General features: G+C 66.5%; 20 protein-coding genes and 1 tRNA gene. 14 read left to right on the top strand and 7 right to left on the bottom strand.

Going from position 1 to position 23368, the window contains the following annotated elements; genetic code table 11:
• The first annotated feature begins 8 nt into the window (after positions 1 to 8).
• The 4 genes from AC24R4_RS06995 (at position 9) to AC24R4_RS06980 (ending at position 3383) form a co-directional block, all read left to right on the top strand.
• A tRNA-Sec gene (locus tag AC24R4_RS06995) sits at positions 9 to 104 on the top strand.
• A gap of 110 nt (positions 105 to 214) precedes the next feature.
• Positions 215 to 1369 carry a transglutaminase-like domain-containing protein gene (locus AC24R4_RS06990; RefSeq protein ID WP_487522573.1) on the top strand — a complete coding sequence of 385 codons (1155 nt, stop codon included), beginning with the start codon at positions 215 to 217 and terminating at the stop codon, positions 1367 to 1369.
• Positions 1369 to 2436 (top strand): selenide, water dikinase SelD, encoded by a 1068-nt coding sequence (selD, locus tag AC24R4_RS06985; RefSeq protein ID WP_487522572.1) that lies wholly within the window; start codon positions 1369 to 1371, stop codon positions 2434 to 2436. The genes AC24R4_RS06990 and selD overlap by 1 nt, the downstream gene beginning before the upstream one ends.
• A 236-nt stretch (positions 2437 to 2672) precedes the next feature.
• Positions 2673 to 3383 carry a glycosyltransferase family 2 protein gene (locus AC24R4_RS06980; protein WP_487522571.1) on the top strand — a complete coding sequence of 237 codons (711 nt, stop codon included), beginning with the start codon at positions 2673 to 2675 and terminating at the stop codon, positions 3381 to 3383.
• 15 nt (positions 3384 to 3398) lie between these two features.
• Here AC24R4_RS06980 and AC24R4_RS06975 read toward each other — a convergent pair whose 3' ends face one another.
• Positions 3399 to 4127, bottom strand: a complete 729-nt coding sequence (locus AC24R4_RS06975) for a 2OG-Fe(II) oxygenase (RefSeq protein WP_487522570.1) — start codon at positions 4125 to 4127, stop codon at positions 3399 to 3401.
• A gap of 136 nt (positions 4128 to 4263) precedes the next feature.
• Here AC24R4_RS06975 and AC24R4_RS06970 point away from each other — a divergent pair, with 136 nt between their 5' ends.
• From AC24R4_RS06970 to AC24R4_RS06960, 3 genes are all read left to right on the top strand, one after another.
• Positions 4264 to 4962, top strand: a complete 699-nt coding sequence (locus tag AC24R4_RS06970; protein ID WP_487522569.1) for a type II secretion system protein N — start codon at positions 4264 to 4266, stop codon at positions 4960 to 4962.
• A 491-nt stretch (positions 4963 to 5453) separates the two neighbouring features.
• Entirely contained in the window at positions 5454 to 5921 is a 468-nt protein-coding gene (gene fur, locus AC24R4_RS06965) for a ferric iron uptake transcriptional regulator (protein ID WP_400396411.1), read from the top strand.
• Between the two features lie 109 nt (positions 5922 to 6030).
• Positions 6031 to 6414, top strand: a complete 384-nt coding sequence (locus AC24R4_RS06960) for a hypothetical protein (protein WP_400396414.1) — start codon at positions 6031 to 6033, stop codon at positions 6412 to 6414.
• 25 nt (positions 6415 to 6439) lie between these two features.
• Here AC24R4_RS06960 and AC24R4_RS06955 read toward each other — a convergent pair whose 3' ends face one another.
• Positions 6440 to 7351 carry a DMT family transporter gene (locus tag AC24R4_RS06955; protein ID WP_400396417.1) on the bottom strand — a complete coding sequence of 304 codons (912 nt, stop codon included), beginning with the start codon at positions 7349 to 7351 and terminating at the stop codon, positions 6440 to 6442.
• A 538-nt stretch (positions 7352 to 7889) separates the two neighbouring features.
• Here AC24R4_RS06955 and AC24R4_RS06950 point away from each other — a divergent pair.
• Positions 7890 to 8219 carry a PadR family transcriptional regulator gene (locus AC24R4_RS06950; RefSeq protein ID WP_049816016.1) on the top strand — a complete coding sequence of 110 codons (330 nt, stop codon included), beginning with the start codon at positions 7890 to 7892 and terminating at the stop codon, positions 8217 to 8219.
• Positions 8220 to 8327: 108 nt separating this feature from the next.
• On the opposite strand, the gene AC24R4_RS06945 is transcribed toward AC24R4_RS06950, so the two are convergent.
• Positions 8328 to 11171, bottom strand: coding sequence for a bifunctional diguanylate cyclase/phosphodiesterase (locus tag AC24R4_RS06945; RefSeq protein WP_487522568.1), 2844 nt, complete (start codon positions 11169 to 11171; stop codon positions 8328 to 8330).
• Positions 11172 to 11534: 363 nt separating this feature from the next.
• On the opposite strand from AC24R4_RS06945, the gene AC24R4_RS06940 reads away from it, so the two are divergent.
• Entirely contained in the window at positions 11535 to 13523 is a 1989-nt protein-coding gene (locus tag AC24R4_RS06940; RefSeq protein ID WP_400395270.1) for a sensor domain-containing diguanylate cyclase, read from the top strand.
• A 78-nt stretch (positions 13524 to 13601) separates the two neighbouring features.
• Here the strand turns inward: AC24R4_RS06940 and AC24R4_RS06935 are convergent, their stop codons facing one another.
• Entirely contained in the window at positions 13602 to 13973 is a 372-nt protein-coding gene (locus tag AC24R4_RS06935; RefSeq protein ID WP_092597255.1) for a hypothetical protein, read from the bottom strand.
• 243 nt (positions 13974 to 14216) lie between these two features.
• On the opposite strand from AC24R4_RS06935, the gene AC24R4_RS06930 reads away from it, so the two are divergent.
• The 5 genes from AC24R4_RS06930 (at position 14217) to AC24R4_RS06910 (ending at position 19247) form a co-directional block, all read left to right on the top strand.
• Positions 14217 to 14567 (top strand): four-helix bundle copper-binding protein, encoded by a 351-nt coding sequence (locus tag AC24R4_RS06930; protein WP_092597258.1) that lies wholly within the window; start codon positions 14217 to 14219, stop codon positions 14565 to 14567.
• Between the two features lie 192 nt (positions 14568 to 14759).
• Positions 14760 to 16163, top strand: coding sequence for a class II fumarate hydratase (fumC, locus tag AC24R4_RS06925; RefSeq protein WP_400395267.1), 1404 nt, complete (start codon positions 14760 to 14762; stop codon positions 16161 to 16163).
• 102 nt (positions 16164 to 16265) lie between these two features.
• Positions 16266 to 17918 (top strand): sensor histidine kinase, encoded by a 1653-nt coding sequence (locus AC24R4_RS06920; protein WP_487522567.1) that lies wholly within the window; start codon positions 16266 to 16268, stop codon positions 17916 to 17918.
• Positions 17899 to 18579: a response regulator transcription factor gene (locus tag AC24R4_RS06915; RefSeq protein WP_487522566.1), complete on the top strand. Its 681-nt coding sequence runs from the start codon at positions 17899 to 17901 to the stop codon at positions 18577 to 18579. Before AC24R4_RS06920 ends, AC24R4_RS06915 begins: the two co-directional genes overlap by 20 nt.
• Positions 18580 to 18764: 185 nt before the next feature.
• A complete protein-coding gene (locus tag AC24R4_RS06910; protein WP_487522565.1) occupies positions 18765 to 19247 on the top strand; it encodes an SgcJ/EcaC family oxidoreductase in 483 nt (160 codons plus the stop codon).
• Positions 19248 to 19384: 137 nt separating this feature from the next.
• Here the strand turns inward: AC24R4_RS06910 and AC24R4_RS06905 are convergent, their stop codons facing one another.
• Genes AC24R4_RS06905 through AC24R4_RS06895 form a run of 3 tightly spaced genes read right to left on the bottom strand, consistent with a single transcriptional unit; the run spans position 19385 to position 23349 of the window.
• Complete coding sequence (locus AC24R4_RS06905) at positions 19385 to 19693, bottom strand: hypothetical protein (protein WP_487522564.1); 309 nt, start codon at positions 19691 to 19693, stop codon at positions 19385 to 19387.
• Between the two features lie 3 nt (positions 19694 to 19696).
• Positions 19697 to 21481 (bottom strand): methyltransferase domain-containing protein, encoded by a 1785-nt coding sequence (locus tag AC24R4_RS06900; protein ID WP_487522563.1) that lies wholly within the window; start codon positions 21479 to 21481, stop codon positions 19697 to 19699.
• On the bottom strand, positions 21478 to 23349 hold the full coding sequence (locus tag AC24R4_RS06895; RefSeq protein WP_487522562.1) for a peptide transporter: 1872 nt from the start codon (positions 23347 to 23349) through the stop codon (positions 21478 to 21480). Before AC24R4_RS06895 ends, AC24R4_RS06900 begins: the two co-directional genes overlap by 4 nt.
• Positions 23350 to 23368 lie beyond the last annotated feature (19 nt).

The raw sequence follows: 23368 nt of genomic DNA, 5'->3' as shown, positions 1-23368 counted from the left end.
TCCGCAAGGGAAGGCATCCGTATCCGGTGATGCGGCCGGGCTTCAAACCCGGTTGGGGGCGCCAGCCGTTCCCAGGTAGGTTCGACTCCTGCTGCTTTCCGCCATTCCTCTTCGGTTTTCGCCGATTTCCCTGTTGCCACGCGCATGACCTACCATGCATAAGCAGCGGTTGGGCATGTTTCGAGTCTCGAACTTCTCATCCAGAGGAATCATCATGGACAGACGCGCATTCCTGCGGCTGGGTGCCGCAGTACCGGTTTCGATTGGCGCGGGCGTCGGCCCGGCTTTCTGCGCCCCCTCCTCCGCCCCCTCCTCCGCCTCTCCCGCCGACCCGTATCCGGCCTCCGCCGGCTGGCGCGTCTACGAACTGACCACCGAAGTGCACCTGCCGGCCGCCGCGGCGCCGGCCACGGTGTGGCTGCCCGTCGCCGCCCCGAGCCTTGGCGACTATCAGCGTACCGTATCGAACGAATGGATGGCGCCGGGCGCGCGGGCCTGGGCGGCGCGCACCGGGCGCTACGGCGTGGACATGCTGGTCATCGACTGGCCCACCGCCACGCACGGCGCCCCGCTGTCGGCCCGGCTCACCAGCACCGTGGCGCTGCGCGACCGCGATGTCGATCTTGGCGCGGCACCGTCGCGCAATCCGGCGCGGTCGGCGCAAGCGGCGGATTCCGCTGCCCCCCTGGCCGAGTATCGCCGGCCCACGCAACTGATGCCCACCGACGGCATCGTGCGCGCCACCGCGCTGGCCATCACCGCCGGCCTGACAGACGACATGAGCCGCGCGCATGCCATCTACCAGTGGGTGGTGGACCATACCTGCCGCGACGCCAGCGTACGCGGCTGCGGCACCGGCGACGTGGTGACGATGCTCAAGACCGGCGGCCTCATGCATGGCAAGTGCGCGGACATCAACGGCCTGTTCGTGGCATTGGCGCGCGCGGTTGGCATTCCGGCGCGCGATGCGTACGGCATCCGCGTGGACGATTCCCCGCGCGGCTTCCGCGCGCTCGGCAAGGCCGGCGACATCTCCAGGGCGCAGCATTGCCGGGCCGAATTCCATGCCGCGGGCTATGGCTGGATTCCGGCCGATCCCGCCGATGTCCGCAAGGTGGCGCTCGAAGAGGTGCCGGGCGGCCTGCCGATGACGGACAGCAAGGTCGTGGCCGCCCGCGCGCTGCTGTTCGGCGCCTGGGAAGGCAACTGGGTGGCCTACAACCATGGCCACGACGTGCGTCTGCCCGCCAGCGGCCTGGCGCCGGTGCCCTTCCTGATGTATCCGCAGGCGAAGACCGTGGCCGGTACGCTGGACAGCCTGGACCCGGCGGCATTCGGCTATCGCATCGCGTCGCGGAGGGTGGCCTGATGACCGCATCGATCGAACACCAGGGCGGTGAAGTCCGCCTGACATCGCTGGCGCACGGCGGCGGCTGCGGCTGCAAGATCGCGCCGGGCGTGCTCGGCGACATCCTGCGCAACACGCGCCACTTTCCGGCGCCGCCGGGGCTGCTGGTGGGCATCGAGACCAGCGACGACGCGGCGGTGTACCGGCTCAACGATACGCAGGCGCTGGTGGCCACCACGGACTTCTTCATGCCCGTGGTGGACGACCCCTACGATTTCGGGCGCATTGCGGCCACCAATGCCATTTCCGATGTCTACGCGATGGGCGGCACGCCGATCATGGCGCTGGCGCTGGTGGGCATGCCGGTCGACAAGCTGTCGCCCGAGACCATCGGCAAGATTCTGGAAGGCGGCCAATCGATCTGCGCGGAGGCCGGCATTCCGATTGCCGGCGGCCATTCGATCGACTCGGTCGAGCCGATCTATGGGCTGGTAGTCATGGGCCTGGTGCATCCCGACCGCGTCCGCCGCAATCGCGACGCGCGGGCCGGCGACGTGCTGGTGCTGGGCAAGCCGCTGGGCGTGGGCGTCTATTCGGCCGCGATCAAGAAGGAATCGCTGGACGACTACGGCTATCGGCAGATGATCGCCAGCACCACGCAGCTCAACACGCCCGGCAAGGCGCTGGGCGAACTCGACGGGGTGCACGCGATCACCGACGTGACCGGCTTTGGCCTGCTGGGCCATCTGCTGGAAGTCTGCCGGGGCAGCGGGCTGGGCGCCACGATCGACATGGCCCGCGTGCCGCTGCTGCCCGGCGTGGCGGCGCTGGCCGAAGGGGGCGCGGTCACGGGGGCTTCGCGGCGCAACTGGGCCAGCTACGGCCACGACGTCACGCTCGATGCCGGCGTGTCGCACGTCCAGCAGGCGCTGCTGACCGACCCGCAGACCAGCGGCGGCCTGCTGGTGTCTTGCGCGCCCGATGCCGTCGACGCGGTGCTGGGCATCTTCCGCAAGGAAGGATTCGGGCACGCCGCGGTGATCGGCGCCATGGCCGAAGGCGATCCGCGCGTCACGGTGACGGGCTGACCGGCTGACGGGGCGCGGCCGTAGCGCGGAGTGATCACCCCGCAGGCCCCCGCACGCGCAGGTTCCGGCACGTCGCGCACGCTGTGTGCGCTACCCCACGTTGGCGTAGGCGTTTCCGTGAAAATCTACACGCCACGCCACCAGGTTTCCGCGTTGCAGCCGCGCGGAAAGGGCGCCAGCGTCTAAACGTACGCCAACCCGCGCATTCGCCTCCGCCGGAGGCGGGGAGCCACGCCATGACCCAGATTTCGGTCGTCACCGTCAACTACAACAACCGCGCCGGGCTGGGCCGGACGATGGACAGTGTGGCCATGCAGCACGCCGACACGTTCCAGGTCCAGTACCTCGTCATCGACGGCGGCTCCACCGATGGCTCGGTGGAACTGGCGCAGTCGCGCGCGGCCGAGATCGACGTATTCGTCAGCGAACCCGACAACGGCGTCTACGCGGCCATGAACAAGGGCCTCTCGCGCGCCACCGGCGAGTGGGTGCTGTTCATGAACTCGGGCGACTGCTTTGCCAGGCCTGACGCGCTGTCCATCATCGTGAAGGCCGCCCACCAGCACCGGGGTGCCTGGCTGATCTACGGCGACAACATCAGCCCGCGTGGCCTGGAGCCGGCGGCGCCGCTGCACCGGCTGAAGGCGGGCGTGATCCACGCCTGCCACCAGGCCATGGCGTTCCGCGTCTGCGACCTGCGCTACGATGAAAAGTGGCGCATCTACAGCGACCTCGATTTCGTCCTGCAGTACTACAAGCGGTTCAAGGCCAAGGCGTTCCGCCACGTGCCCGTCGCGTTGTCGCTGATCGAGGAAAGCGGCCTCAGCGCGTCGTTCCCGGGCGCCAAGCGCCGCGAGAAGTTCGGCATCGTCTACGAGCGGATGGGGCTGGCAGGGCTGATCTTCGCCCTCGCGTCATCGGTGCTGGCCGCCATCGACCTGCTCTGACCCGCCGGCCTGATTTCAGTTGGCGTCGTGGAAAATGATTCCCAGTGTCTGCCGATGACCGCTACGCAGCCGGCTGACGCCGTGACGCAGCGTGACCCGGTACGTCCCCCGCGTGCCTTGCACCGGCCGCTGGTGCACGGCAAACACCACGGCGTCGCCCTTGCCCAGCGCCACCACCTCGGCGCGGGACTGCATGCGCGGGCGCTGCTCGGTCATCACGAATTCGCCGCCCGTGAAATCCTTGCCCGGCTCCGATAGCAAAATGGCCACTTGCAACGGAAACACGTTGTCGCCGTACAGGTCCTGATGCAGACAGTTGTAATCGCCGGCCTCGTAGCGCAGTAGCAGCGGCGTGGGGCGCCGCTGGCCGGCACGGTGGCATCGGGCCAGGTAATCGCCGTGCCCGGCGGGATAATCGACGTCGATGCCCATGGCCGCGTTCCACCGGTTCGCGATGATTGCCAGATGCGGATACAGCGCGGCGCGAAAGGCCCCCACGACGTCCGGCAGCGGATAGGAGAAATACTTGTACTCGCCGCTGCCGAAGCCATGCCGGCGCATGTCGATACGCGAGCGGAACAGCGCATCGTCCCGATACAGCGCGGCCAGTTCGTCGCACTTTGCCGGAGGTACCAGTTCCCGCATCACGGCACAGCCGTAGGCGTCCAGGTCGTGGCGGATGGCCGGCCAGTCCAGTGCATCGACTTGATGCCGGACGGCGTCCGATGGCGGTCGTGTCTTCATGTCGAATTACCCGATACTTGATAGGGCTGTGGTACCCCGCTGTCCGCAGGCCTTGTATGTGCGCGCTGGCACGTTGGACGCCGCGGGCGACTGCTACGCTGGTCAACTTCACGGAAACCGCCTCTGGCGTACGCGCGTGCCCTCTTCGATCCGGCGTCGATTCAGCGGTGATCCCGCCACCCAATGGCTGCCACGCGTCGCCTCGCTGGTGCTATTTGTTGCACTTTGCGCGCTGGTCACCCATTGGGTGCTGACGTTCAGCGCGATGCGAACCATTCCCGTACCCAAGTCCGCGCGCATCGCCCGCACCGACGCCGTGGAGACCGGCGCCATCGCCACGCTGTTTGGCGGCAGCGCGCAGCCGGGCGTGCGCGACATCCAGTTGATCGGCGTCGTGGCCGATCTCGATGGCCTTGGCCGATCCGCCGCCATCATCTCGCTCGATGGCGGCCCGCCCAAGGCAGTGCGCGCCGGGGCGTCGCTGTCCTCGGAGATCCGCCTGACCGAGATCCATGGGCGCCATATCGTCATCCACCGCAATGGCGTGCGGCAGGAAATCGCGCTGCCGCTGCAGGGCACGGCCTCGGCGGGCCGCCCGGGGAATGTCCCCGCGTCGCCCCCGTCTGGCGCGGCAGCCCCGTTAGCGACGCCGATGCCCGCCCCGGTCCAGTCGCCGCCGCAGTCTGCCAACGCATCAGCGCGGCAGCCTTCCCCGCCTCCGCAACAAAACGTCCAGCCCCAGCCGCAACCGCAGGCGGAGCCCCAGCCGACCCCGCAGGAGATCCCGCAGATTCCTGGGCAGCCGTTCAGGGCCGTACAGCCGCCCGGCGGCTGATTCCAGCCGACCTGGGCACCCAAAACCCCACTCACCTTCATGGACAAAAATATTCCTTGAAATGAGATCGATTCCCATTTACTATTCAACCACTGTCTGACGCACGGCACCGCCGGGGCGGACAGGAACAGATTGCTGGGCGTGGTAGCGATGGATCGATACGGCGCCCGATACCGTCTTTTGTGGGGACCGCTCCGACACACGGAGCGTTTGGTAGTAGCCAGCTCCAGGAAGATCGGGAAAACATCCAGACCCCGTTTTCCCGATCGCGTCATCCTGCAGCAAGCCAGGCCACCTTTTTATTCCGCGCGCCACGCAGGCACAGCGCGCCGTCCGGACCGATGCAACGTGGTCGATCCCGACGCTTCCCGCCTGCTTCCGCCACGATCTGGCGGAAGGTTGGCCGGCCAAAAGCGCCGGCCCCAGCTTTCCGCCTTGGATCCACCGCCTGGAGTATTAACCGTGCGTCCCAGTGGGGCGCGAGCCGCCGCATGACTACTTCCACAGTGAACTCCGAAGCCGTACCTCTCAAGCGCGCGGGCCTGAAAGCCACGTCGCCGCGCATGCACGTGCTGGAAGCGTTCCGCAATAGCGACCGCCGCCACCTGAGTGCGGAAGACGTCTACCGGATCCTGCTCGACCTCGATGTCGATGCCGGCCTGTCCACCGTCTACCGCGTGCTCAACCAGCTGGTGCAGGCCAATATCCTGCTGCGTCACAGCTTCGAGTCGGACCATGCCGTGTTCGAACTCAACGAGGGCGGCCATCACGACCACCTGATCTGCATCGCCTGCGGCGTGGTGGAGGAATTCAGCGACGAAGGCATCGAGGCACGCCAACAGCAGGTGGCGGCGCAGAACGACTTCGTGCTGCGCGAGCACATGCTCGTGCTCTATGGCCTGTGCCCGGCCTGCCAGCAGTCAGATGCCGCGACGGCCACCGGCATCCTCCGGAAGTAACGCGGACGTTTCTTACACAAACACGAAGTGCCGTTACAAAGGCGTGCAATCGGTAATACGCCAGATGGGTAGAGTGGAGCCATAGCACCTTACCCACATGGTGATCACGATGAACAAGCGCCCCCTGTATCTCTCCCTCCTCGTTGCCGGCGCCGCCGCGCTGGCCACTTCCACTGCCGCCATGGCGCGCGTCGATGTCGATGTGAATGTCGGCGTGCCCGTTGCGCCGGCGCCGGTCGTCGTGGCGCCAGCCCCGGTCTATGTGCAGCCCCAGCGCGTCTATGTGGCGCCGCCGCCCCCGCCGCCGGTGGTCTATCGCCCGGCACCGCCGGTCGTCGTTGCACCGGCGCCCGCCATGGTGATCGGCTGGCATAACGACCGCTACTGGGACGGCCGCCGCTGGTACGACCGCCGCGAATATCACGCCTGGCACGACCATGGCCGGGGCCCGGACCACTATCGCGGCGATGATCGCGGCGATTACCGCCGCTGAGCGCCGGCTATCGCCCCGCGTGACATCATGACCGCGCCACCGCCGGCGCTGGGGCCGGCGTGGCGGGCCGCAGCACCAGCCAGACCGCCCCGCCGATCAGCAGCATGCCGGCCGCATGCGCCCACGACAGCGTCTCGCCCAGGAACATCCAGCCCCACACGATGCCGAACGGCGGAATCAGGAACGTGACGGTCAGCGACCGCACCGGGCCAAGATCGGCGATCAGCCTGAAATACAGCACGTAGGCAATGGCGGTGCAGAACATGCCCAGTCCGAGCATGCCGACCCACACGCCGAGGCCGGCCGCCGGCAGCGTGTTGTCGCGGATCAACGCCGCCGCGCTGAAGGGCAACAGGAACAGCGTGGCACCGACCAGACTGCCGCCCGCCACAAGCCGGCTGTCCAGCCCGCCGCGCGCGGTGATCCAACGACGCGTCAGAAATCCGGCCAGCCCGTAACACGACGTCGCCACCAGGCAGGCCAGCGCGCCCAGCAACACATCGTGCGAGAACACCACCGGACCCGTGCGCGTCAACACCGCCACGCCGGCCAGCCCCAGCAGCACCCCCGCCGCCTTGGCGCGCGTCAGCTTCTCGGCAAAGAACAGCGCGCCGATCACCACCCCCATCAGCGGAGTCATGGCGTTGAAAATGGCCGAATAGCCAGCCGGCAGCCACAACGCGGCCACCGAATACATCACGAACGGGATGCCCGAATTGATGACGCCCAGCATGACGACCGCTGGCCACTTGCCTTGCATGTTCCATTTCAGGCCCAGCATGGGCAGACAGGCCGCCAGCGTGATGGCACCAATCAGCACCCGGAAGAACGCCGTCGGCAGCGGCCCCAGGACCGGCGCGGCAATCCGGATAAACAGGAAGCTGGCGCCCCAGATGGCGGAGAGCAGCAGGAGGCGAAACAGATCGGCAGGCTTCATCAGTTCGATTCAGGCAATGATTGGGTTCAAGGACAGCAAACCGTTGCAGTAATGCGACAAATGCTGCACTTTACAGCGCTTCCATGCGATACGGGCGCACATCCATGACGGCCATTTCAGCGCAAATCCACGCGCCTGGCTGGCTGGAAGCGGACATGCGCCCCGAGCGCGCGTACGGCCGAAGGGGCGAAAAACTAACCCAATCACGCCCAAAAATGGGGCAACAGCGTCGTTTGTTGCGCCTTCGCCGCAATATCGCTTTCGAAAGCCTTACGGAATCACCCCCCGGTGGTAGGGGTCACTACCACAGGGCGTGACATCGCGTATTCAGTTCCATTAAAATCTGCCCTGCGCCAGAGTTAATTGACCCCTCCGACGCATTCCCGACAAGCCGCCAGGCAACCCTGGCGGCTTCTTTTTTTTCTGGCGTCGAGAATCACGTATCGTAACGACTACGGAGCGTGCAAGGGGATGGGGCGCTTCCTTCACGTTGCATTCCCGCGTCAACCGCCACCCCGGCTTTTGCGTTGCCTGCCACATGAAACGACAGTTCCTCGGCTTGCTAGCCCGCGTCTACGTCATGCAATTCGCCATGGAGGTGCCCGCCACCGTGGCCATGCTTGCAGAAATGCTCATGGAATACGGATTCCAGGTGGACATCGGCACGGTACGACCTCTGCTGCGTGCGCTGCAGATGGAAGGCTATCTTGAAAGCGTCCTGCGCGATGGCATCGGGCGCGTCTACCTGCTGACCGAGCAGGGCCGCGAAGAACTCGCGAGCAGCCGGTCGCGCATCGACGACCTGTACCGGCGCCTGCACAATCCCACAGGGGTCGGAGAACCGGCCGTGGTCACCACGAATACCTGAGCGCCCCCGCTCTCACCGACAACCCGGCGTTGCGCGCCATGCGCGAGCCGGGTTTCTTTTTTGGCGGGGCGTACCCGTTTCTGCGTACATCTTCGTATGACGCGCCGCTCACGCCGCGTCGGCAAACCCTTTTCCGCCCAGCAGGATCTGGCGCAGCGCATCGAGCCCCACGGGCTGGCAGAACAGGAAGCCCTGCACCGCATCGCAGCCTTCGCCGCGCAGGAATTCGAACTGCGCCTTTGACTCGACACCCTCCGCCACCACCTGCAGGTGCAGCTGATGGCCCAGCGCGATGATGGCGGCCGCCACGGCGCGGTCGTGCCCCGGCATGGCCAGGTCATCGACAAAGGACTTGTCGATCTTCAGCTTGCTGATCGGCAGGCGCGTCAGGTAGCCCAGGCCCGAATAGCCGGTGCCGAAGTCGTCGATCGACACACCGACGCCAAGCTGCCGCACACGGCGGAACGTCTCGATCGTCTTTTCGCCACCGTCCACCAGGATGCCTTCGGTGACCTCGATCGTCAGGCTGGCCGCCGGCAGATCGGCGGCTTGCAGGCACTGCGCCACGGTTTCCGGAAAATTCGCCTGCCGCAGTTGCAGCGGCGAGATGTTGACGGCCACGTCGATGTCGAGCCCCAGCTCTTGCCGCAGCGACTGGATCTCGCGGCAGGCCGTGGCCAGCGTCCACGCGCCCAGCGCGCCGATCAGGCCGCACTGCTCGGCAACGGGGATGAACTCGGCGGGGCGCATCGGCCCGCGCTCGGGCGTTTCCCAGGCGATCAGGGCTTCCACGCCCACCACGGCAAGCGTGGCGACATCGACGATCGGCTGGTAGCGCAGCCGGAACTCCTGCTCGGCCAGCGCACGGCGCAGCAGCGCCTCGATCGTGAAGCGGGCCAGCGATGCCTGCGCCATCTCCGTGGCAAATCGACGCAATTGCGCGCGGCCGTCCTGCTTGGCGGCGTACATCGCCGAATCGGCCGACTTCATCAGGTTGGTCAGCGTGTCGCCGTCGTCGGGATAGACGGCCATGCCCAGCGACGGCGTCACACGCAGCGACTGGCCCGCGATCTGCAGGTCTTCCGACACCCGCGCCAGGATCTTGGCCGCCGCCAGTTCGGCTTCGCTGTCGTGGCGCAGGCCGCCCAGCACCACGGCGAACTCGTCCCCACCCATGCGGGCCACCACGTCGCGCGGCCGCACGGCGCCGCGGATGCGGTCGGCGATGGTGCGCAGCACGTCGTCGCCCACCGGATGCCCCAGCGTTTCGTTGATGTGCTTGAAGTGGTCCAGGTCCAGCAGCAGCAGCGCCACGCGATGGCCGTGACGGCGCGCGTCGGCCAGCACCGTTTCGGTACGTGCGTTCAGCTCGGTACGATTGGGCAGCCCGGTCAGCGCATCGTGCTGGGCCAGATGCCGGATGTATTCGTCCACGCGCCGGCGTTCGGTCAGGTCATGGGCGATCACCAGGAAGCCGCCTTCGGTGCTGCCGTCGGCCAGCGCCGTCACCGTCAGATGCACGGGCAACCGCGATCCGCCCTTGCGCAGGTATGTCCAGTCGCGGCCGTCGGTCACGCCCAGCCGGGCCTTGGCCACCAGCGCCGGCAGCCCCGGCTCGACCGTTTCGCCGATCTCGTCCGACAGTTCGCGCGCGTGCGCGGCCACCTCGTCGGCATCGTGCAGGCTGGCGTAGGGCATGCGGCCAACGAGCTCGGTCTCGGCGTACCAGAGCATGCGCTGCCCGGCCCGGTTGATGCCCGTGATCATGCCGTAGGCATCGAACGTGATGACGCAGAATGGCGCGTGATCCATCAGCCGCGCGTAGCGCAGGCTGGCGGTGGCCGCGCTCTGTTCGGCACGGGCCAGGCTTTCGCGCAGGCCGGCGGCCACCGCGCTGCCCGCCTGTCCGGCCAGCGAGGCCTGCCGGCGGGCATCGCGCCGCTCCCGTGCCAGCCGGAACGCCAGCCATGCCATCAGCCAGGTGGCCAGCGCGCCCAGCACCAGCACGCGCATGCCATAGCGGCCGGCGTGCGCGGCTTCGAAGCCGGGCCGCGTGGCGGCGCGCAGCGTCCAGGTGCGGCCGCCGAATTCGATCTGCCGGTCGGCCTCGATCATCGGCTTGCGGTGGTCGTCGCGGCGTTCGGCCTCGGGCACACCGCCTGACAGCAAGGTGCCGGCGGCAGCCGCAGGCCCTTCGAACAGCGTCAGCACCAGATCGCCCGACACGCCGCCGCTCACGCCGCGCATCAGGTCGCCCAGCCGCAGCGAGACGTACACCACGCCGGACAGCGCATCGCGCCGTTCGGCGGCGGTGGCTGACGGTACCCCGGCCGGGAACACCGGCGCATAGAGCAACGCACCGCGCTGCGGCGCCTGCGCTTCCACCTCGCGGATCAGGGCCAGGCCTTCGGTCAGTCTGGGCTGGCCGCTGTCGCGCGCGGCTTCCAGCGCCGCGCGGCGCGCCGGGTCGGTGAGCAGGTCAAAGCCCAGCGCCCTGGCGTTGCGGCCGCTGGGCGGCTCGTTGAACAGAATGGGGGCGTACTGCGCCCGCTCGCCCGGCGGATAGACCTCGAAGTCGCTCACGCCATCGGCATGGGCCCCGGCCACGACGCCGGCCAGTTGTGCCTGGGGCACGAGCGGTGCGTAACCGATCGACTGGGTGCCCGTCGGCAGTTCGTCGAGTTGTGCCGAATAAAGGTAGTTGCGCCACTGCGCCCGCGTGGTGTGGCCATTGGCGGCCATCAGGGCGGCGGCCCCGCGCAGCAGGCGTTCGTTTTCCTGCAAGCGGTCGGTCAGCGCATCGGCGGTGCGGCCCAGCATGGCGCCCACATCCTGTTCGGCCACCCGGCGCTCCAGGCCCGTGGCCAGGCGCCAGGCTCCGGCCGTCAGCAGCGCCCCCCCTGCGGTAACCAGCAGCGAGAGCAGGACAGGAGACAGCAGGCGCAATTTCATGAATGGATGGGCGGGGCAGGATCGGGCGGCGATTCAGGTATCGCCCGGCACGCCAGGGCCGGGCATACATTACGTAACATGGATCGCCGCACTATAACCTGCCCCCATGCGCCCGCACAGTGGCGCCACACACACATGCGCGCGGGCGGCGCCAGGCGGGGGCTGGGTCGCTGTCACGCGATTGTCAAACCCCGGATTGCCCGGGCTGAACCAAACGGGTGTGCCGTGATACCGTTCGGCTGCCTTGTCGTACCCTTGCACTGGATGTCCCGGCGCGACGAAAGGCCTTTCGGACGCCGTGGCCCTTGAGCCGCCCTGACCTCTGACATCCCGCATTGCCGTGCCGGCGTCGTATTTGGACCCATGCCTCGATTTTTGCCATCGCTCAAGGCGCGCATTGCGCTGATCACCACGGTGCTTGCAGCCGTGCTGGGCAGCGGCATCGTGCTCGGTTCGCTCTTCTACGCACACCGCGACCTCGAGGATGTGCTGCAGAACCAGCAAGACTCGATCGTCAAGCTGTCGGTCGACCAGCTGGACACGGCCATGGAAGACCGCATCGTGATGCTGACCCACCTGGCGCCGCAGCTGAGCGCGCCGCTGGCGGCCGCGCATGGCATGTCGCCCGACGCGCTGCGCAACCGGGTCAAGGATGTGGTGACACGCACGGTGCCGGTGCCCGAGGCATTCGATTCCGTGCTGGTGGCCGACGCCAGCGGCACCCTGCTCAGCATGAGCGGGGCCGCCCCGGCCGACATCAGCGACCGCACCTACTTCCGCGAAGCCGCCCGTACCCGGAACGTGGTCGTGGCCGCCCCGTTGCGGGCGCGTATCGACGGCTCGATGGGCGCGCTGCTGGCGGTGCCGATCCTGTCGCCATCGGGCGCCTTCCTGGGCCTGGTGGCCGGCTGGCTCAACCTCGGGCATCCGAATTTTCTGGTCGAAATCGGCCACAGCCGGCTGGGGATCACCGGCTTCTACTGCCTGGTGTCGGCCGGCGCGGCACCGGTGTACATCCAACATCCCGACCCCGCGCAGGCCCACCAGCCCGCCAGCGCCGCCGGCAATACCTGCGGGGTCGACGACACGGCCGCGCCACTGGAATTCCTGACCCCCACGCGCCCCGTGATCGCCCGGCGGCTGATGGCCACCACCGGCTGGGAGCTGGTGGCCGTGCTGCCCGCGCACGAGGCCTACGCCCCGCTGCGGCAGTTGCAGCGGCGCTTTCTGATGATGTCGGGCATCGTGCTGGCCGTGGTGGCCCTGCTGATCTGGCTGGCGGTGCGCCGGCTGCTGACGCCGTTGTCGCGGCTGCACCAGGTGGTGCGCGACAGCGCCAGCGACGTGGACGCCTTCGAGCGCCTGCCGCAGCGGCCCCAGCGCGACGAGATCGGCGACGTCACGCGTGCCTTTATCCGCCTGATGCAGGACGTGCGGCAGCGCGGGCAGCAGCTGGCGCGCAGCGAACGCCGGTTGCGCGCCGTGACCGATACCCTGCCCGCGCTGCTGGCATTCATCGACAACGACGAGCACTACGTTTTCAACAACGCGGCCTATGAACGGGCGTTCGGCCTGTCCGTCGAGCAGATCCGCGGCATGACCGTGCGCGAACTGCTGGGCGAGGAACGCTATCTGCGCGCCCGCCCCTACCTGCAGCAGGCGCTGGCGGGCAGCGTGGTCAGTTTCGAGGGCGAGTACGAGTTTCCGCGCCACCACTGGATGGAAACCACCTATCGGCCCGAATGGAGCGAGGACGGCAAGCAGGTGGTGGGCGTGCATATCCACGTGCTGGACATCACGCAGCGCAAGCTGGAGACCCAGCGGCTATCGCATCTGTCGCGTACCGATCACCTGACCCAATTGCAGAATCGCAGTGCGTTCGAGGCGCATCTGCGCGATGCCATGGCCCTTTCCCGAAATGAGGATCGCCTGATGGCGCTGCTCTACCTGGACATGGACCGCTTCAAGGCCGTCAACGACATCCACGGCCATGCCACGGGCGACCTGCTGCTGCAATCGTTTGCCCTGCGGCTGCGCCGCTGCGTGCGCCACCAGGACCCCGTGGCCCGGCTGGGCGGCGACGAATTCGCGGTGATCCTGGCGGACATCGAATCCCCGCTGGCGGCGCGGCGCGTGGCCGAGGCCATCCTGGAATCGGTGGGCCGGCAGTTCTATTTCGATGGGGTGGTGACCGACGTGGACGTCAGCATCGGCGTGGCCTTGTACCGGGGCGAGCCGCTTAGCGAGGATGCCCTGATGCGCATGGCCGATGTGCTGCTGTATCGCGCCAAGGCGGCCGGCCGGGGCCGCTATGAAATCGGCCCCGAGGCACTGCTGGCGATGCAAGCGTGACCGGTGGGCGGCGGCCGGCGCGGGCCACTGACGACTTTCGGCGCTGAAAGCCGCCCTTGTGGCCGGGCCGGCGCGTCGTCAATGCTTGGTCGACTCGTCGGAAGCGTCCGATGCCAGCGGAGCGTCGGCGTCGAACGGCACGTGGCGGCCGTCCGCCGACTGGTAACCGAGCTTGGCGTTTTCGCCCATCATCCGCTCGTAGGCCAGCATGGCTTCGGCCACCGCCTTCGATTCGCCCTTGAACACCACCACGTCGTTGCCGCAGTTCGGGCACTGGCCGCCGAACACGGCGTCGATGCCGTGCAGGCCCGGCGCGGGAATGGCATCGAAATTCGTGAATGCGGTCTTGCAAGATCCGCAGACCAGCTGTGCAGGCCGCAGCGCGTCGATGCGTGCCCGTGCCTGTTGTGCCCGTTCCTCGGGCGTACCCCGCCGTTTTGCGTCACCCATGATGCTGTCCTTTCCACTGGCGGATTGTGTCAATCACTGCCTTCTGCGCGCTTCGTCGGTCATCCGCCATTTGCATGGCCGACCCTGAACGCCACAGAAACAATGCAGTGGCGGCCATTGTAGAACAGTCCGGCAACGGGGCCATCAGCGGGGCGTGCCGGCCCGGCGTGCCGGCATGGTCGCGGTACGCCTGCTATTGTGGATAACGGTTGCCTACCCCTTACCCCCCTTAGGAGGACACCGATGATTCGACCCAACGTGAAGGAAAACTTCAACCGTTACGCCGACTGCATCGCCGCGTGCAATGCCGCCGCGGCGGCCTGCCTGAAATGCGCCGCCGCGTGCCTGGAAGAGCCCGACACGAAGAAAATGACCCGCTGCATCGCCCTGGACATGGATTGCGCAGGCATTGCCAACCTGGCTGCGTCATACATGCTGCGCAACAGCGAATTCGCGCCACTGGTGTGCGAAGACTGCGCCGAAGTGTGCAAGTGGTGCGCCGAGGAATGCGAGCGCCATGACCATTGGCACTGCCAGGAATGTGCCAAGGCGTGTGCCGCCTGTATGGAAATGTGCCTGAAGATGACCGCCTGACCCCGTCGCCCGCGTTGCCGGCCCCTTGATAGTGACGCCGGATCGACGCGGGCATTTCGCCAGGCAACCGCCGCCGGCCGCGCGCACAAGCACACGCCGGCGGCAGGGCCATGCGGCGCATATGCCACCGGACGGCTATCCTTTAGGTCTGCTCAGATTCAGCTGTGATCTCTTTCCTGAAGGAGTCAGTCCATGTCCGAGAAGTCCACCGCCACCCGCATCGAGAAAGACAGCCTGGGAGACGTTGCCGTCCCCGCCGATCATCTCTGGGGTGCGCAGACCGAAAGGTCGCGTCAGAATTTCCGCATCGGCAGTGAAAAGATGCCGCCCGCGCTGATCGAGGCATTCGCGGTCCTGAAACTGTGCGCCGCGCGCGCCAACCGCGAACTGGGCGTACTGAAGCCCGAGGTGGCCGACGCCATCGAAAAGGCCGCCGAGGAAGTGATCGCCGGCAAATGGCCCGACGAGTTCCCGCTGGTGGTCTGGCAGACCGGTTCCGGCACGCAGACCAACATGAACCTTAACGAGGTCATCTCGAATCGCGCCATCCAGATGCTAGGCGGCGAGGTCGGCAGCAAGAAGCCGGTGCATCCGAACGACCACGTCAACGCCAGCCAGTCGTCGAACGACAGTTTTCCGACGGCGATGCATATCGCCGCCACGCGTGCCATCCAGCAGACACTGTTGCCGTCGCTGGAGAAACTGCAACAAACCTTCGCAAAGAAGGTGGAAGCCTTCGCCGATATCGTCAAGGTCGGCCGCACCCATCTGCAGGACGCGGTGCCGCTGACGCTGGGCCAGGAATTTTCCGGCTACATGACGCAGGTGGCCGATGCCCAGTCGCGCCTGCAGCAGGCCATGCTGCGCGCGATGCCGGTGCCGCAGGGCGGCACGGCCGTCGGAACGGGCCTGAATTCGCCGCAAGGCTTCGCTGCCGCGTTCGCGCGGGCGCTGGCCGGCTACACCGGCCTGCCGTTCGAACCGGCGCCGAACCGCTATGCGCTGCAGGCCGCGCACGATGCGCTGGTTGACCTGTCGGGCGCGCTCAATACCACCGCGTCGTCGTTCCTGAAGATTGCCCGCGACTTCATGCTGCTGGGCTCGGGTCCGCGCGCGGGATTTGCCGAGTTGCAGTTGCCCGCCAACGAGCCGGGTTCGTCGATCATGCCCGGCAAGGTCAATCCGACCCAGGCCGAGGCGCTGGCGATGGTCTGTTGCCGCGTGATCGGCAACCACACCACGGTGACGCTGGCCAACAGCCTGGGCACGCTGGAGCTGAACGCCTACAAGCCGGTCATCATCTACAGCTTGTTGCAGTCTGTGACATTGCTGGCCGATGCGGCCGCCAGTTTCGCCGAGCACATGGTGGAAGGCGTGGAACCCGACCGTGCCCGCATCCAGGAACTGCTGGAACGGTCGCTGATGTCGGTGACGGCGCTGAACCCGCATATCGGCTACGACAAGGCTGCCGAGATCGCCAAGCTCGCGGTCAAGAAGAACCTGTCGCTGCGGGAAGCGGCCATCGATTCGGGCCACGTTACCAACGAGCAGTTCGACCAGTGGATCGACTTCAAGGCGCTGACCAGAGAAGTCTGACGCCGATGCCACACGGCGAAGCGGAACGGCCGGCGGCGTCGCACGGTCTATGCGAAACCCCGGCCGCGCGGCGCAACGCCGCGCGCAACTCAAGAATCTGCCATGTTCCGCTTTCGCCTTTCTATCGCCTTTGCCCTGCTCGTGGCGCTGGTCTGCATCCAGGCCGGCTTTGTCTACTGGGGCGCCAATCGCGTCAATGACTACGCGCAGCACAGCCGGCTGGCCAGCGACATCCTGTCCGAACTGCTGGACCTGTCCGCCAACAAGCAGCGGCTGCGCGTGTGGGCATCGCAGCGGCTGATGAATGCCGATGCCGCGCCCGAAGTGCGCGACCGGCTGCTGGACACCATGAAGCGGGGCGCCGCCCGGCTGCAGGAACTTGCGCAGCGCGACATCGTGCTGTGGAACGAGATCTCCGCGCTCGACGGTGTACCGATCCCGCCCGAAGTCAACGCGCTGTCCAGCATGACCGACCTGCTCGGCGACAACATCGTCGCCGTGGAAAAGCGCCTGGTGGCGTTGCAGCCTTTGCCGCGCGACGCCGACTTCGCCGGGGTATGGCGGGAGCTGAACGACGTCTTCGACAAGGCGCGCGGCCGCGATTTAAGAGAATTGCTATATGGCGCGATTGATCGTCAGCGCGCCGCCGTGCCCTTGGCGCGCGCTGCCACCGAGCGCGGCCTGGACCGCGTGCGCGCCCAGGCCTTCGGCATGGCGGCCGTCACGCTGCTGGCCGCCATCGTGCTGGCCTGGCAGCTGGGGCGCCGGCTCAAGCGCCCGCTGGACCAGTTGCTCGAAGGCGTGGGCGCGCTGCGGGCCGGTGCGCTCGACTACCGGCTGCCGATCCGTTCGGGCGACGAATTCGAGCGTGTGGCCGAGGGCTTCAACGCCATGGCTGCCGAACTGCAACAGCATCGTAGCGATGCCGATGCCGCACGACGCCGTCTGGAAGACGCCGTGCAGGCCCGTACGGCCGAACTGAGTTCCGCGCATGAAACCCTCCAGCGCATCGACCAGCGCCGCCGGCAACTGTTTGCCGACCTGGGGCATGAATTGCGCACGCCCACCACGGCCATCCGGGGCGAGGCTGAGATCGCGCTGCGGGGCGGCGAAAAGCCGGCGCAGGAATATCGCCATGCCTTGCAGCAGATCGTCGGCGCCGCCGAGCAGCTGACCGGGCATATCAATGATCTGCTACTGATTGCCCGTGCCGAGGCTGACCAACTGGTGATGCAGCCGCAACGCGTGGCCCTGCTGCCGCTGCTGCAGGACGCCGCCGACTTTGCCGATGCGCTGGGCGCCGAGCACGACGTGCGCATCGCATTGCAATGGCCCGAAGCGGCCGGCGGCGTCACGGTCATGGCCGATGCCGACCGGCTGCGCCAGGCCATCGTGATCCTGCTGGATAACGCGATTCGCTATTCGCCCCGTGGCAGCACCGTGTATCTGCGCTGTCAGGTGGTGCCGGCCGGCGTGCGTATCGAAGTGGAAGACCATGGCATCGGCATCGATGCGGACGAACTGGCGCTGGTCTTCGAGCGTTTCGTGCGGGGCCGGCGTGCGCGGGCACATCGCGCCGACGGCACCGGCATCGGGCTGTCGATCGCGCAGGCCATTGTCCAGGCCCATCACGGCAACCTCACGCTGGCCCAGGTCGACCCGCACGGCACGCGTGCATGCATCGACATCCCCGGCGGCCCCCAACCCGCCGTCACCGCCCACGCCACCGCAAGCCATGAACATCCTGGTCATTGAAGACGACGCCCGCGTGGCGGATTTCCTGGTGCGCGGCCTGCGCGCCGAGGGCTACCTCGTCCAGCTGGCCCGCACCGGCCCCGAGGGCCTGGACATGGCGCGCCGGGGCGATGCCGCGCTGTTGCTGCTCGATCTGATGCTGCCCGGCATCAACGGCCTGGAGCTGTGCCAGACGTTGCGCGCCGAGCGCAATCACGTGCCGATCCTGATACTGACCTCGCTCAGCGATGTGGGCGACCGCGTGGCGGGCCTGCGGCTGGGCGCCGACGACTACCTGACCAAGCCGTTCGCGTTCGAGGAACTGCTGGCACGCATCGAGGCACTGCTCCGACGCGGCCGGGAACAGCAACCCAAGGCGCAGCAGTTGCAGGTGGCCGACCTAGTCCTGGACCGCGAACGCATGCAGGTCTTGCGCGGCGGCAATGCCATCGCGCTGACGGCCAAGGAACTGGCCTTCCTGGAGCTGCTGATGAGCGCCCCGGGGCGGGTCTTCAGCCGCGAGCGCATCTTGTCGAACGTCTGGGGCGCCAACGAAGACCCGCTGACCAATATCGTCGATGTCTACGTGCGCCGCCTGCGCGGCAAGATCGACGATGGCCACGCGCTGCCGTTGCTGAAGACCGTGCGCGGCCTGGGCTACCGGATCGACGACACGCCCTGATCAAAGCGAGCGCACATTGCAACACCACTGCGACACTCTGTTCATCTTCCATTCATCTTTTCGTCAGCATCGCTTCATCGAACACGCCGGCTGCGGTTAACGTTGGCGCCCGAGAATAACCCTGTGCCGATTCACCGGCGCCGCACCGCAGGGTGCGATGACGACTCTGAACACAGGAAACTTCGATGAAATACGTGGGTGCCGCTTCTCTTATCACCGTCGCCGCAGGCGTTCTGTTTGCTTCGATGCCCGCCACCGCGCAAACCACCGCCCCGGCGTGCGCGCCCGCAACCGAGCAGCAGATCGCCGGCCTGTTCGATCGCTGGAATGACGCGCTGCGCACCGGTGACCCGGACAAGGTGGTGGCCAACTACGCACCCGATGGCGTGTTGCTGCCGACTGTGTCGAACCAGGCCCGCAACACCCCGGCCGGCATCAAGGACTACTTCGTCAAGTTCCTGAAGGGCAAGCCGCAGGGCTCGATCGACGACCGCTTCATCCGGATCGGCTGCAACGTGGCGCAGGACGTGGGCAACTACACGTTCCGCTTCGCCGACGGCAAGACGGTCCATGCCCGGTACACCTATGTCTACGAGTGGAAGGACGGCAAATGGCTGATTGCCCACCACCATTCGTCGGCCATGCCCGAGCCGACCGGCAAGCACTGATCGACCGCCGATTGCGCGAATGAGAAAAAGGCGCCGGAGTGTATCCGGCGCCTTTTCAATTTCGGCTGGCTATCGGTGAGGGGAATCGTTGAGGCAGCGAATTGGCGATTCAACGATGCCGGCCGGCGCTGGCCCGATCACGTCCACTGCGCCAGTACGAATACCCCTGCCGCCGCACCGCATACCACGCCAATGCCGCGGCCGATCAGCATGTTGTCGAGTTCATCGTCGAGCACGAACGGGTCCCGGCCGTGCCATACGGTGCGCTTGAGCAGCGGGCGCGGAAAGACGATGCACGCGGCGATCCCCACCCCCGCCAGCACATGCGCGATCCGGCCGATACCCAGATCTTCCAGCGGCAGCGTGGCAAGCAGCACCATCACCACCACCGTCACGATCACGGCCAGGAAGATGCCGCCGAACAGTCGATCCACTGGATGCTTCATGATTCACTCCTGATCAGACAGCTCGCCCGATGGCTCGCTTGATGGCTCGCCGGACGCTTCCGCGTGCGCGGCAGCCAGCCCAAGCAGATGGCCGTTGACGCGCGTCACCACCTCGCTCCAGCTACCCGCACCCTGATTCCGGAACAGCCGCATCGTGGGATACCACGGGCTATCCTCGCGCACCAGGTGCCAGCGCCAGTCCGCATAGGCGGGCAGCAGCAGCCACACCGGCTTGCCCATCGCGCCGGCAACGTGGGCAACCGAAGTGTCCACGGTCAGCACGACGTCCAGCGCGTCGATGGCCCGGGCCGTGTCCATCATGCTTTGCAGCGTGGCGCCGACATCGTGGAAGTTGGGCAGGCGCGCTGCCCAGGCCGCGGCCTCGTCGGCGCCCTGGCCTTTCTGCAGGCTGTAGAACTCGATGTCGCGATGGGCAAACAGCGGATCGAGCACCGAGAGCGACGGCAACGACCGGAACCTGTCGTTCTCGTGATTGGGCGCCCCCTTGAACGCGATGCCGACCTTGAGCGCGCCGCCCCGGCCCGCGAGGTCGAACTTCGGCAAGCCGGGCGGTATGCGCAGGTAAGGCACCGAATCGGGCAGGACGTCGAGCTCCACCGGCAAGAAGGCCGGGATGTCGTGCGGATAGACCCAGTAGTCATGCGCCGGCAACGTGGCCGTCTGGTCGACCGCCACCACGGCATCGGCCTCGCCCGATGCCGCGAACAGCGCCACCAGCGGCGTCTGGCACACCACTGTTACCGTTGCCGCACCGGACTGATCGCGCAGCATCCGCGCAAAACGCAGGAAGAAGATCTCGTCGCCAAGTCCGAACTCGCTCCAGATCACGATGGACTTGCCCAGCAGCGGCTGGCCCGTCCATTCCGCGATGTGCTTCGGCGGCTCAGCCGTGGTGCGGCGTTGCCATGGCCAGCCCCGGACGCGCTCGGCGCGCAGCGCGAAGCCCTCGTGGATCTTTCCGCGCGAAATCATGAACAGGAACTGGTACAGCTTCGGATTCCATTCGTCGGGCAGCCGTTCGACGGCCTGCTCCCACAGTGACTCCACCTCGTCGTCGAGCTGCCATCGCTGCAGCATCATCGCCGCCCGTTGCGTGACGTCGAAACGATAGGGATAGGTCCGCACCGCGCCCAGGCACTCGCGCAGGCAGGCTTCCGCGTTCTGGGCGCGTCCGGCCACCAGGAAGAATTCATCGGGTGTGGGCACCTGCCGCTTGCGCAGCACGACTTCAATCGCCCGCTCGGCCAGCGATCCGCCCGTGCCACTGTTTTCGACATGGTGATCGCGGACCACGGCGATGCGCTCGCAGCCTGCCACCACCGAGACCGACCGCACCACATCGAGCATATTGACCGACGCCGGCAGTGCACTGGCCGGCTTGCAGACCGTAAAGCTGGCGCGCCGCGACGGATCGATCTGGCTTGGCCACTTGCCCTGTTCCTCCAGATCCTCGTCGGGGACGGTCAGCACCAGATAGCCACCGGGCTTCACCAGGTCCAGCCAGCGCGCCACGGTTTTTGTCGGATTGGCCACGTTCTGCAGACATTGGCCGGCATGGACGAAATCGAACGCGCGCTCTTCGACGCCGGGCACCGCAGCGACATCGCCGTGCCACGGCACCACGCGCACCACCCGCGGGAACAGGCTGCTGCTTGCGGCCAGGTCCGATTCGCGAACGCCGATATCGAGGCCGACACCGGCAAAGTAGTGCTGAACGAAACACGGGTCATGCGCCCGGCGCAGGACCGCCTTGATCGACGGGTTCATGATGCTTGCGCCTCGCCGGCGGGCAGCTTCTGGCTCCAGATTTCCTCGATCCGTTCGCCAAGGATCTCCGGCCGGCCCTTGAAGATCAGCTTCTCGATCGCCTGCGGGCCTGCCAGTTTCGCGGTCAGTGCATCACGCTCTTCCTTGTCTTCGATCATGCGCAGCGCCGCATCGACATACGCTTCCTTCGTTTTGGCGATGGTCCACTCCGGAAAACCGAGCCGATGGAACATCCCTTCGTCGATATGTTCGTGGACTTCCCGGCCGGTCTTGCACACCCCGACCAGACCGGCCCAGACTGTGTCAACAATGCCATTGGTGTTACCAAACGGGAACGGGTTCAAGAACATGTCGCAATCTGCAATCACCTTCATGTAGCTGTGATAGTTCTGGTGCTTGTACACCACAGCGTCTTCACCGACGATGCGCCGCACCAGGTTGCGCACCTGCGGGAAGACCAGCCCGCTGGCCTGACCCACCAGGAAGTGGAACTGCACAGGCACCTTGGACTCGCGTGCAATCGTCGCGCAGGTTTCAAGGAAGCCGGGATTGAGCTTGATCGTGGTGCCCGCGACGGCAATCTTGACCACGTCGGACGTTGACGGCGTCTTCGTCGGCAACTCAAGTTCCAGCATGGCGGCGGGCGGCCGGTACGGCATGCCATCGGATGGCAGTTTCAGCAATTTTTCGCTGAAACACGATTCGTCGCCCACGTAGTCTTCTTCCACCACCACGTAGTCCATCGCATGGCCGTGGGTCGTTGCCGGGTGGCCCAGGGCCATCATCTGCAACGGCGCCACGCGCAGGCAGCCCAGCACCATGGTGATGGGGAACATGCCGACGCTGGGCATGTACATCACCTGCGCCTGGTATTTCTCGCTCGTGTCACGAATGTGCCGCGCATGGTCCCAGACGCTGTTGCCCTCGATCGTGATGAACTCGTGGAAAACCTCCCGGCCCGCGTCGTCCACGCGGTCGCCGTAGCCCATGCCCACCAGGTGGAAGCGGTCGCGCATGGCCACCATGGTCTGCGAGTGGGTGCGGTAGATCGAGTGGTTCTTCGAGAACCACTCCAGCACCACCAGCAATACAGGCTTGCCGTTGGCGGCCACGGCGGCGGGGCGTTCGATATCGAACATGCCAAGCGTTGCCAGCTTGCGCCGGATCAAGGTGTTGATGGGCTTCTTGATGTCGTGCTTGCTCGCGATGTCGGCATAGCTGCAATGCATGTAGACATCGTGCATCACGCCCATCGGCAACATGTCGACGCTGTCGATCTGGTCCAGACGTTCCGGCAGCCAGCGCAGCAGCAGTTCGCGCTTGGCATGGGCCGAAGGCGTGGCCAGGAAGCGCGACGACATCATGGCCATAGCCAGCCCGGCCGTCACCACCTTGTTGTGCTCCCAAAGGGCATCCCAATCGAGCCGGACTTCGGACTCGGGCAGATAGAACAGCTGGAACTTGCGCAGGTCCGACGTCCGCAACTGCAGCGAATAGCGCGCCTCCTCATCCAGACCCAGCGTGCGCAAGACATGATCCGCATTGCGGAAGGGGCTGGCCGCAAACATCGCCGCCAGCCATCGCTGGTATTGCAGCAGCAGCGCGCCGCCGTGATCGGTAATCCGGAATTCCGGGTCGGTGGCCAGGCTGCTGATGGCCGACGTCAGCCGCGTCAGCAGATGGTCGTCCATGATGTCGCGCGCTTCGCCCGACTGCGCCCATTCGTCGATATCCATCAGGATGCCGTAATGGTTGTCGATGCGACCCAGCAAGGCCACCAGTTCGCGGCCCGCTTTTTCGTGTTCGCGGCGATAGCAGAGATATTCGAACTTGTTAATGCTGAAGATCGAAGGTTTTGTCATGATCATTTTCCTGTAGAGGGATAAT

The organism is Cupriavidus sp. CER-90 (assembly GCF_057652055.1).
The sequence above is the reverse complement of the archived record's forward strand: the minus strand, read 5'-3'. Positions and strand labels throughout refer to the sequence as shown.